The sequence below is a fragment of the candidate division KSB1 bacterium genome, assembly GCA_034505495.1.
Lineage (GTDB): Bacteria > Zhuqueibacterota > Zhuqueibacteria > Residuimicrobiales > Krinioviventaceae > Fontimicrobium_A.
Map to the genome: position 1 here is coordinate 15411 of JAPDQV010000043.1, position 11719 is coordinate 27129.

Here is an 11719-nt window from a genome sequence, read left to right on the forward strand (position 1 = left end):
AAGCGGGGCAATTATGCAGGAAGCAGAAATCATTACCGGCGTCGACATCGGCACGACCAAGATCGGCTGCTACATTGCCGAGGTAACCGAGGATGAGGTGCGGATCATTGGTGTGGGCACGACTCAGTCTGAGGGCTTAAAATACGGCGTCGTCGTCGATGTCGACAAGACCGTGCGGTCGATTCAGACCGCGGTAAAGAAAGCGGAAGACATGGCCGATGTGGATGTGGACGCCGTCTTTGTCGGCATTGCCGGCGATCACATCCGCAGCATCAACGGTCGCGGCGTGGTGGCCATCTCCGGCGAAGACGGCGAAGTGACGCCGGATGACGTACGCCGCGTTATCGATGCGGCCAAGGCAGTGGCACTGCCGATCGACCGCGAGATCATCCACATTCTGCCGCAGGAGTTCATGGTCGATGACATGAAGGGCATCCGCGATCCGGTCGGCATGAAGGGGGTTCGACTCGAGGCTGAGGTGCACATCGTCACCGGCGCCATTGCGTCGGCGCAGAACCTGCACCGCTGCATTGAAAAGGCCGGCTATCGTGTTGCCGACATCGTTTTGGAGCCGCTGGCTTCCAGCTACTCGGTGCTCAATGAGGATCAAAAAGAGCTCGGCTGCATTCTAATCGACATCGGCGGCGGCACGAGCGACATCGCATTGTTCTATGAAGGCTGTATTCGCCACACCGCAGTGGTGGCGCTGGGCGGCCGCAACGTGACCAACGACCTGGCGATCGTTCTGCGCACCCCCATCGACGCCGCCGAGCAGCTCAAGATCGAGCATGGTTCGGTGCTGCCGAACAAAAAAGATCATGACGAGTTTATCACCGTCAAGGATGTCAATCGCATTTCGGACCGCAAGATCGCCAAGAGCCTGCTGGTCGACATCATTCAGCCGCGCATGACTGAAATCCTGACGCTCTGTTACGAAGAAGTGCGCAAGTCGGATTATATCAATTTGATGACCACCGGCCTGGTGTTGACCGGCGGCGGGTCGCTGTTGCCCGGCACCTTGGAGCTGGCCGAAGAGATTTTCAACATGCCGGTCAAGCTCGGCATCCCCAGCGGATTCACCGGCATGGTGGGCGAGGCGCAGAATCCGCAGTCGGCCACCGGCGTCGGTCTGATCCTTTACGGCAAAAAGCATCTAAACGAAGTCAGCGGCCATTTGAGCCGCGGCGACAGCGGCGCATTCGATACCATCAAAAAACGTTTTCGCCGCTGGTTCAGCACCTTGAATACGCTTTGATGCTTGCAATAAGGAGTTTGAAAACAAGCGCCCGGTGCAGCCGGATTTGCTGCGTCAGACAACCGGGCTGAGAAAAGGAGTGAGCCATGGTATTATCCATTGATTTTGCCGAAACCTCGAAGCAGCGCGCCAAGCTCAAAGTCGTCGGCGTCGGCGGGGCCGGCGGCAATGCCATCAACCGAATGATCGACGAAGGACTGACGGGAGTAGAGTTTATTGCCATCAACACCGATGAGCAGGCGCTGGAGAATTGCCTGGCGCCGATCAAAGTGCAGATCGGCACTAAGACCACCCAGGCGTTGGGCGCCGGCGCGGATCCGGATAAAGGCCGTCGCGCCGCCGAAGAAGACCGCTCGGCGATTCAAGACGTTTTGGCGGATGCCAACATGGTGTTCATCACCGCGGGAATGGGCGGCGGCACCGGAACGGGAGCATCGCCCATCGTCGCCGAGGTCGCGAAAGATGTCGGGGCACTGGCGGTCGGCATTGTCACCACGCCCTTTCATTTCGAGGGTCCTAAGCGCATGGAACGCGCCGAAAAGGGCATCGAAGAGCTCAAGCGCTGCGTCGATACCCTGATTGCCATTCCCAATCAGCGGCTTCTGCAGATTGTGCCGAAGGAGACACCGTTAAATCAAGGTTTCCGCTATGCCGATGAGATCCTCTTCAGCGCCACCAAAGGCATTTCGGATCTCATCACCATCCCCGGCTTGATTAATCTCGATTTTGCCGATATTTGCACGGTAATGTCCGAAGCCGGCGATTCGTTAATGGGCACTTCCGCCGTCACCGGCGAGAATCGCGCCCGCAGAGCCGCCGAATTGGCCATTCGCAGCCCGCTGTTGGAAAACGTCTCCATCAGCGGCGCCCGCGGCCTGCTCGTCAACATTACCGGCGGCCCGGATATGACCCTGCACGATGTCAGCGAAGCGGCAAGCATCATTCAGGAAGAGGCCGGACCGAACGCCAACCTGATTTTGGGCGCCGTGATCGACAACTCGCTCAAGAACGAGATGCGCATTACCGTCATTGCCACCGGACTTTCGGCGCCGCCCAAACGACATCATCATCCTGGACTGCATTTGCCCAAGCTGGATGAAATTCCGATTCGAGGCGCCGATCCGCGAGAAATCCCGGCCGTCATCCGTATGGGCGAAAAGTCTCTGCCGTCGAGTTTACGTCGATCCTACGGCCTGCAGCCTGACGACAGCCGCTATCGATCTCTTGATGAATCGGAAGACCGCAAGGATGCCTCAGACGGTTCGGGCAATCGCCGAGTTTTGAATGATGAAGAGATTATCGATTCGCTCGACAAACTCGAGCGCCGTCCGTTGCTCGGCAGCGAACTCGATGAAAAAATTCAAGAAAATTATGAAATACCAACGGTTAGAAGACGTCGCTGGAATACTTTGAATTGAACGGATAAAAAGGGAGCGCAATGACGGCCGTCGCTTAAGGGCCGTCATTGACGAAATTCGGCGGGAATTAAAGAGCCTTAACGACCTTACCGGCGCGCAGGCATTTAGTGCAGACATAGGCATATCGAGTGCCTGAGCCGACGACAATGCGCAACTTTTTCAAATTGGGGAGCCAGCGCGTTTTGGTCAAATTATGGGCATGGCTTACCAAATGTCCTACTTGAGGGCCTTTGCCGCATATATCGCATCGTTTAGCCATTATCCGTCTCCTTGAAAATTTTACAAGCCTTTAAATTTAGCTTTTTTTTAATAAAGAATCAAGGAATAAAAATAGTTTTTTCAAACTCTCATTCCGAATTTAAAATCAACTGCCTGCCCCTGCTTTCGGCAAAGCAAAAAAATTCGCAAATCCGTAGGCCGACATTCATGTCGGCTTTTTGCAACAAAAAACTTTAAAATCAGCTGTAAACGATAAGATAAACCAATGGTTATATAGCAAAAATAAATCGGCAAGTCTCTTTAACATTCATGTTATCTTTTAAAAATGGCATGGTTTCAATCGCTAAAACAATCGTTTGCTTTTTACAGAACCTGCGGGCAGTCCGATGCTCGTTTAAAAAAAGTTAATGCTTGCAATTGGCCGACAATTTGATATATTCAAAGATGGAAATCAAAGACAGATCCGCTTTGTTATGTGAATATTTTAGCTTTCCGCAAAATTGTTGTTTTATTCATATTAAATCTTGAAAAATTTTAAGCACTCTTTCCGGGCTAGAGCGCGGTAAAGCCGGTAGGCAAGGCCGAGGGAAATAAGATAAAATCCAGATTGTTTTAATACCCAGTCGCTAAATGGAGTGACATGGCGGAGCTGTGTTAAAATAAAAAAGCGTAACAGATAAGCTCAATAATCGAGATATAAAAATGAAATTCTATGCTTTCTATACTTCTCGAATGCTCCTTTCAGGTATTATCCTGCTCGCCCTTTTTTCTGCCGGTCAAACGCAAGAACGGGTGATAAAGCCCGGAGATATGTTGAACATTGTCGTCTACGGCCACAATGAGCTTTCGCGCCAAGTAACCGTCGGCCCTAATGGATCGATCGATTATCCCTTTATGCAAAACATCCCGGTCGACGGCATGACTTTGGAAGAGCTTCGCCGCTTTCTATCTGCTCAGCTTGCCCGTTATGTCGAAGGTCAACCCATTATTACCATCAGTTTTACAGCGAGCCAATTGGTGACGATCAGCGTGCTTGGTTATGTCAAAAAACCCGGCACGATTCAGCTGCCGCTGAGCGGCACATTGCAGGAAGCCATCGCCCTAGCCGGCGGACCAATGGAAGGCGCCAAAATGGATCAAGTGACCGTCATCCGCAATGAGAACGGTGAAGTCAAACGGCGAAACTATAACCTTGTCTTTTTGAATTTGCTCGGAGACATGCGCCAAAATCCGGTCATGCAGCAGGGCGACGTCGTTTTGGTGACCGGCAATCCGATCTTTAGCGGCGTCAAAGTTCTGGGCGAGGTCAACGATCCGGGTATTCATGAGGCTGTTTATGGCGCTACCGTAATGGATATGATTTTTAAGGCCGGCGGATTAAAACCCAAGGCCGACTTGCGAAATATTCGTTATATTTCTCCCTCAGAAAAAACGTCTAGGGAAGTTAAGATCGATTTGGAACAGTACTATAGCGACCCTTATCACTATTCTTTGCCTACGGTCAGCGCCGGCGATTTAATCATTGTGCCGACTAAAAAGGAAACGTTGCAGACGATCCGCAGCGTTTTGCAGGTGGCTGCAAATCTTTCTTCATTGGCTTCCATGTTTTACTATATTACGTTGATCAATCGTTATCGAAAATAGCTTGGGGGATGTGCAATGAATCATGCACAAACCGAAATAGAAAGCAAAGAGTGGGGGCTTGAGGATTATCTGGATCTGGCGCTTCGCCGGAAATGGATTATCCTCAGTGTGTTTGTTGCCGTCATGGCGGTCACGATCTGGTACGTCGTCACACGGCCGGATATATATTCCGCTTCCACAACGTTTTCTGTTGACGAACAGACGCAATTTTCCGGCGTCAACAGCAATGCGCGCATGATGCCGTACATGTATCGTTTCGGCCCGGGAAAGCCGCTCGAATACTATAATGCCCTCATCAGCAGTCAGCCGTTTCGCGATAAGGTTATTCAAGCGGCGTTGAACGATACGGTTTTGACTACCTTTCCGGATTTGACGACCGAAAAAATACTGGAGGTTCTCGGCACCCTCAACATCAGCAAGGACGACGAGGCTTCAACGCTGATCTATATGCACTTAAAAGCGCGTGACCCCGTGCTGGTTTATCGGCTTGCGGTTATCTGCGCGGCTGCATTCAAAGACCGTGCACGCGAAGTGGAATTGGAACAGGCCCAGAATGTGGTCAACTATGTTTCCAGCCAGGTCAAGCAGGCCGAAATGAAGCTCGAAGAAGCCGAACAGGAGCTGCAGGCGTTCAAGGCTGCCACCAAATTCACGATTGCCCCCGATGCCAATAACAGCATATTGGAGCGCCTCAACGAACTGGAAAACAAGATTACTGAAATCGAGACCAAGCGCAAGTTGGCGGAAGCGAATTTGCAGACTTATAACATGCGCTTAAAGCAGTTCGAAGGCTTTTCGACGCCGAGTCTGATGGAAATCGAATCGGCAGAAATGCTGCGCCTGCGCCGAGAGCTGGACGATCTTGAAAAACAAAAGCACTCCTTGATTGAAAACGGTCAATGGCTTGGCGCGAAGGCTCGTGAAGTAGAAGCGGCCATCGAGTCCAAAAAGGAAGAGATCCGTAAAGCTGCTCTTACGGCGCAAAAAGGCGAGGGCCGGGCTGTATTCGGCGCCGACAACAACGAATTCAATCTGCTGCGTGAACGCAAGATCGCCGAAGAGCTCAACGTCTATTCGCTCAAGAATGAAGAGCAGTTTTATCGTCAGTTGCGCGATCAATTTGTGCGCCAAAATCCCAATTTATTGGAAAACGCCATTACCCTTGCCAAACTGCAGCGCAGCAAGCAGGTATCGGAAAATCTGCTCAACTTTCTTATTCAACAGGGTGAGGAAGCGCGTATTCGGGCTCAAACCGGCACCGGTGGGCTGTTAATTGTCTCCCCGGCAGCACTGCCTATGCGGCCTCTGCCCAAAAACAGCACCCGCAATCTGGCAGTGGGATTTATTTTAGGCTTGGGCCTGGGTTTCGGGTTGGCTTTTGTGCTCGACTTTCTCGATCAGAGTGTCCGCACAAGCGACGACCTTGTACGTCTCTGCGGCCTGCCGGCCCTCGGTACGATTCCATCTCTGGACGAGGCGCCGGTACGCAAGGATGCGGCAAAGCCCGTGGTTTCTTCTATGGTCGACGGTAAACGCAACGGCTCACCGACCCGCAGCTATCGTCTTTTATCGACCATCGATTCCAAAAATCCGCTTGTCGAAGCCTATCGAAATCTGCGCACTGACCTCCAGTTTATCAACGTCGATGATCCCATACGTCTTCTCATGCTGACCAGTGCGACGCCAAGCGAAGGCAAGACCCACACGGCTGCTAATTTGGCCATCTCCTATGCGGAATTGGGCGACGATGTGCTGATTGTTGACTGCGACCTGCGCAAGTCCAAGCTCCACCAGATCTTTGAAGTCCCCCGCACCCCGGGAGTCACCGACTTTTTAGCGCGCGATATCCCCTTGGAATCCGTCATCAAAAAGACCGGTCTTTCCAACCTTTATGTGATTCCTGCCGGTACTGTGCCGCCCAATCCGGCGGAAATGCTCGGCAGTTTAAAAATGGAGCATCTGATTCAGGAAGTCGGTAAACGATTCAAGCTGGTTATCTTTGATACGCCGCCGCTGATGGCGGTCAGCGATCCGAAAATACTTGCACCCAAAATGCAGGGTGTACTGCTGGTCGTACGTGCAGGCAAGACCAACTTTCATCTTGTTCGAGATGCCAAAGACCGATTAGAAAAGGTGGATGCCCGCGTTGTCGGCGCCGTGCTTAACGCCGTACAGGCCAAACGCGGCCTGAACTCTTATCGTTACTATCAATACAGCTATTATTACGACTATTACTATGCCGACAGCGGCGAAAAAAGCAAGCGAGAAAAGGCCTCCCGCCGCCAGGCACCTTCGGAAAAGCGCATATAACACTCCTTGGTATCGAGCCATTAGGGGAAATTCTCGCCGTTCCGCTTCTATTCTCAATGGAATGGTTGTGTTTTGTTGAGCTGCGAGAATAGATAATCCTGTTGTCCTTTATTTTTCACGCCAAAAATAAGGAAATCGGATGACTGTTTCGGGCCATCGCTTCGCCCTGATAGGCGCGGCAGGCTATATTGCACCCCGCCATATGCAGGCGATCAAAGAGACGGGTAATCTTTTGATCTGTGCCCTCGATCCGGCCGACTCGGTCGGTATATTGGATCGCTATTTTGAGGAAGTGGATTTTTTCACCGATTTCGAGCGCTTTGACCGTTATGTCGGCCTGCTGCGGCGTCGGCATCCGGAAAAGGCGATCGATTACGTCAGTATCTGTTCGCCCAATCATCTGCACGACGCTCATATCCGCTTTGCCCTGCGCAACCATGCCGATGCAATCTGCGAAAAACCGTTGGTGCTCAATCCCTGGAATCTCGATGCCTTGGCCGAAGACGAGCAAGAAACCGGACAGCGTGTATTCACCGTGCTGCAGCTGCGCGTTCATCCGGCCATTCTGACCCTAAAAAGGGAGCTCGAGAGCGAAACGGGAAATCAGAAACATCTTATTGACCTCTCTTACATTACGCGGCGGGGCAACTGGTATCATTATTCCTGGAAAGGCGACCTGCAAAAATCCGGCGGCGTCGCTACCAATATCGGCATTCACTTTTTCGATATGCTGCTCTGGTTGTTCGGCTCCGTACAGGAGTACGAAGTGCACTGCGCTGATGCGCGTCGAGCTGCCGGTTATCTGGAATTGGACCGTGCGCAAGTGCGATGGTTTCTTTCGATTGATAAGGCCGATTTGCCGGAAGCGACGGTGCGCGAAAATAAATCGACTTTTCGTTCCATCACCATCGACGGCCGATCATTTGAATTCAGCGACGGTTTTACCGATCTTCACACCGAGGTCTATCGCAATATTTTGGCGGGTAAAGGGTACGGCATCGAGGACGCCCGTCCGTCGATCGAACTGGCTTACCGGATTCGTCATGCCAAACCCGTTTGCCGCGATAAGGGCCGCGTCCATCCGGACGCGTTAACATATTGTTCTGAAACAATATAAATGCAGTAGTTTGTATCCGCGCAACCTTTGATCCGAATTATTGAAAAAAAGCTGTCTCAGAATGAGCTGTTAGAGCTTTGTCGGGTACATTTCGACACGATGGTCAAATTTGTGATCGATATTCAGCGTTGGAAAATGGCCGTCGGCGGCGAACTGGATGCAGATGGTGAAGCTTTGCTTTTGGCCGACGGATCGGAACATAAAGATCTATGGGGCGGTAATTTTTATCCCTGGGCTGAGCCGGACAAGCGCATCGAATGGACCAGTTTTGTCAACGTTCGTCCGATGGACGATCATCCTTTTATGGAAATTCAAAATGAGCAAGTCAGAAGCAAGGCGGCGGAATGGGTTGAACGATTGCTGCTCGCTTCGAACGAATTCATGGAGATTCAAAGCTGATGCCCATATGGCATAAAAGCCTTCGTGAGCGGTTCGACCGTTTGCCGCCCCATCAACAAATTCTCCTGGTTGCGAATGAATTGAACCGCACTCAAAATTTGTTGACGCAACCGCTAGAATATCGGAATGCCCTGGAGCGCGCCCTCGAGCTGATGGACTTTATGGCTGCCGATCGCCGTTGGATCGGCAAGCTGCGCGAATTGCGGCGGGCGCGTGAAGTGACGGCTATGTACTATGCTGCCGATCGGCCGCAACCGACCGCCGTGTTGATGCGATGTTTTATTCAGCTCGACTCCTCCGCCTGGCGGTATCTGCACGGGCTGCCGAAAAAGGATCGCTAACTTTATTTGCCACAGAGGCACGGAGAACACGGAGAAAAATTATCCATTTTGAACATAAAATTTTTTGGGGGTTGGAGTAAAAAGATCTAGTTTCTCCGAGCCCTCCGTGCCTCCGTGGCTTTTGAGTAAAAGTTATAGCCGCAGAGACACGAAGAATACGGAGGAAAATTATACATTTTGAACATAAATTTTTCGGGTTGGATTAGAAAGATCGATTATTTTCTCCGTGCCCTCCGTGCCTCCGTGGCAGCTTTTTAGAGTAAACTTGGCAACCTCGAGAGCAATATTCAAGATTCCTGAGCTTCGACCTTCGACTTTAAACCTTAGACTTTTGACCTTCAACCTTTGACTTTATGACTCCAACCCTCTTCCTCGTCACCGGCGGCGGCGGTTTCATTGGTTCCAATATCGTAGAGGAACTGCTCCGTTTGGGTCACCGCGTACGGGTACTGGACAACTTTAGCACCGGCCGGCGCGAAAATCTGACGCCGTTTCTAAACGACATCGAACTGTTCGAGGGCGACATCCGCAGCTACCATACGGTGCATCAGGCCGTCAAAGGCGTCGATATTATTCTGCATCAGGCGGCGCTGCCTTCGGTTCCGCGCTCGATCCATGACCCCATCACCAGCAACGACGTCAACGTCGGCGGCACGCTGAATCTTCTCGAGGCTGCAAAGGATCACGGTGTGCGCCGCGTTGTCTTTGCCTCATCGTCTTCTATTTACGGCGATACGCCCGAATTACCAAAACATGAAGGCATGACGCCCAAGCCGCTGTCGCCTTATGCGGTTTCCAAATTGACAGGAGAGCACTATTGCCGCGTCTTTTCTCAGGTTTACGGTTTGGAAACCATTTCCCTGCGCTATTTCAATGTCTTCGGACCGCGGCAGAATCCTTTTTCGCAATATGCGGCTGTGATTCCAAAATTTATCCATGCAATGCTGCGCGGCGAACGGCCGGTGATCTATGGCGACGGCGAGCAGAGCCGGGATTTCACCTACGTCGCCAATGTGGTACAGGCCAATTTAGCAGCGGCAACAATGCCGTGGCAGGAGCCTCTGGTGATGAACTGCGCCGCTCACGGACGCATCACTTTGAATGAATTGGTCCGGGCGCTGCAAAAGTTGCTAAACAACAAAATAGAACCGATCTACCAGGATTCCCGCCCCGGCGATATTCGCCACTCGTTTGCCGACATTTCGCTGGCCAAGGAAAAGCTCGGATACACGCCGACTATCGATTTCTACGAAGGCCTGCGCCGCACCATCGCCGCGTTCCTTGAAAAACCGGTCAATGTCAAGTCTATCTGAACTACTGCATGTCATCATTACCTTTTGACCTTCGACTTTTGACGTTCGACATTGAATCATTATGAGGGCTCTAATCTGTTCTGAAATGTACAAACTGGGCCACAGAGACACAGAGATCACGGAGAAGGGTTTATATTTTACCGTTTTTGAATACCACTGCCAATAAGGTCAAAACAAAAAAGTCAATTGTTCTCCGTGCCCTCTGTACCTCCGTGGCAAAAAAAGCTGAAACTTTAGCCACAGAGACACGGAGAACACGGAGGAATATCCATTTTTAGAGGCCAGCACTTTTTAGCATGAAAAATAATTTAATTCTCTCTCTCCGTGCCCTCTGTGCCTCCGTGGCAAATAAAATCCATAAGACATTAAACGTTATACTTTTGACTTTCGACCCTATCCCATGAAAAAAACCGCCCTCATCACCGGCATAACCGGACAAGACGGCTCTTATTTGGCTGAACTGCTGCTCGCCAAAGGTTACGAGGTGCACGGCATCATCCGCCGCTCGAGCACCTTTAACACGTCGCGCATCGATCACCTGTATCAGGATCCGCACATAAACGGCGTTAACCTGTTTCTGCATTATGGCGATCTGGCGGACTCGACAAACCTTATCAAGCTGCTCTATCGCCTGCAGCCGGACGAGATCTATCATCTCGGCGCGCAGAGCCACGTGCGGGTCAGCTTTGATATTCCCGAATACACCGGCGAAATCACCGCCCTCAGCACCTGCCGCATCCTGGAGGCGATCCGTGAAACCGGCATCCCCTGCAAATTTTATCAGGCTTCCAGTTCCGAAATGTTCGGCAAGGTACAGGAAGTGCCGCAAAAAGAGACCACGCCGTTCTATCCGCGCAGTCCCTATGCCGCCGCCAAAGTCTATGCCTACTGGATGACCGTCAACTATCGCGAAGCCTACGGCATCTTTGCCTGCAACGGCATCCTGTTTAACCACGAATCGCCGCGCCGCGGCGAGACCTTCGTCACCCGAAAAATCACCCGCGCTGTAGCGCGCATCGAAGCAGGACTCGACCGCTTCCTTTATCTCGGCAATCTCGACGCCAAACGCGACTGGGGCTATGCACCCGAATACGTCGAGGCGATGTGGCGCATGCTGCAGCAGGACCAAGCCGACGATTACGTCATTGCCACCGGCGAAACCCACAGCGTGCGCGAGTTCCTCGAAGTGGCCTTTGGCTATGCCGGACTCGACTGGCAGGAGTACGTGCGCTTCGATGAGCGCTACCTGCGGCCGACCGAGGTGGATCTGCTCATCGGCGACGCCTCCAAGGCCAAAGTCAAGCTCGGCTGGGAGCCTAAGACGCGCATGCAGGATTTGGTCAAGATCATGGTCGACGCCGACCGCGTTATCCTGCAGAGACAACTGCGGGGAGACGGCGGCGGTTTATATAGAGGCTTCTAAGCTCCTTGCCACGGAGGCACAGAGGGCACGGAGAGATTGATTGACTATTTTTTTTATTTCAACCAAAAAACAATAAGCTATAAAGGGGATAATTCTTCTCAGTGTTCTCCATGTCTCTGTGGCTAAAGTTTTAGATCTTTTTACCACGTAGGCACGGAGGGCACGGAGAGAGAAAAGCATTGATGTTTTTTTTTAATCTAAAATTAGTTAGTTTCTAAAAATGAAAATTCCTCCGTGATCTCCGTGTCTCTGTGGCAAATTTATTGTTCTTTTTACCAAG

Annotated in this window: 9 protein-coding genes and 1 pseudogene; 9 read left to right on the top strand and 1 reads right to left on the bottom strand. The window is 51.6% G+C overall.

The annotated features are described in order from the left end of the window. The first annotated feature begins 13 nt into the window (after positions 1 to 13). Both ftsA and ftsZ read left to right on the top strand, forming a co-directional pair. The gene (ftsA, locus tag ONB24_13475) at positions 14 to 1255 is read left to right on the top strand and encodes a cell division protein FtsA (GenBank protein MDZ7317123.1); all 1242 of its coding nucleotides are present in this window, start codon (positions 14 to 16) and stop codon (positions 1253 to 1255) included. 86 nt (positions 1256 to 1341) lie between these two features. Then, positions 1342 to 2295: pseudogene (gene ftsZ / locus ONB24_13480) on the top strand (cell division protein FtsZ). A 445-nt stretch (positions 2296 to 2740) separates the two neighbouring features. Here the strand turns inward: ftsZ and rpmB are convergent. After that, positions 2741 to 2932, bottom strand: a complete 192-nt coding sequence (rpmB, locus tag ONB24_13485) for a 50S ribosomal protein L28 (protein MDZ7317124.1) — start codon at positions 2930 to 2932, stop codon at positions 2741 to 2743. 692 nt (positions 2933 to 3624) lie between these two features. Between rpmB and ONB24_13490 the strand changes: the two genes are divergently transcribed. The 7 genes from ONB24_13490 to gmd all read left to right on the top strand — a co-directional run bounded on the left by ONB24_13490 (position 3625) and on the right by gmd (position 11439). Continuing rightward, a complete protein-coding gene (locus ONB24_13490; protein ID MDZ7317125.1) occupies positions 3625 to 4536 on the top strand; it encodes an SLBB domain-containing protein in 912 nt (303 codons plus the stop codon). Positions 4537 to 4551: 15 nt separating this feature from the next. Next, entirely contained in the window at positions 4552 to 6846 is a 2295-nt protein-coding gene (locus ONB24_13495) for a polysaccharide biosynthesis tyrosine autokinase (protein ID MDZ7317126.1), read from the top strand. A 139-nt stretch (positions 6847 to 6985) separates the two neighbouring features. Continuing rightward, on the top strand, positions 6986 to 7963 hold the full coding sequence (locus ONB24_13500) for a Gfo/Idh/MocA family oxidoreductase (protein ID MDZ7317127.1): 978 nt from the start codon (positions 6986 to 6988) through the stop codon (positions 7961 to 7963). 27 nt (positions 7964 to 7990) lie between these two features. Next, complete coding sequence (locus tag ONB24_13505; GenBank protein ID MDZ7317128.1) at positions 7991 to 8362, top strand: DUF5674 family protein; 372 nt, start codon at positions 7991 to 7993, stop codon at positions 8360 to 8362. Next, positions 8362 to 8703: a hypothetical protein gene (locus ONB24_13510; protein MDZ7317129.1), complete on the top strand. Its 342-nt coding sequence runs from the start codon at positions 8362 to 8364 to the stop codon at positions 8701 to 8703. Before ONB24_13505 ends, ONB24_13510 begins: the two co-directional genes overlap by 1 nt. A 353-nt stretch (positions 8704 to 9056) precedes the next feature. Continuing rightward, positions 9057 to 10016: an SDR family oxidoreductase gene (locus tag ONB24_13515; GenBank protein MDZ7317130.1), complete on the top strand. Its 960-nt coding sequence runs from the start codon at positions 9057 to 9059 to the stop codon at positions 10014 to 10016. Between the two features lie 400 nt (positions 10017 to 10416). Continuing rightward, positions 10417 to 11439: a GDP-mannose 4,6-dehydratase gene (gmd, locus tag ONB24_13520; GenBank protein ID MDZ7317131.1), complete on the top strand. Its 1023-nt coding sequence runs from the start codon at positions 10417 to 10419 to the stop codon at positions 11437 to 11439. Positions 11440 to 11719: the final 280 nt, after the last annotated feature.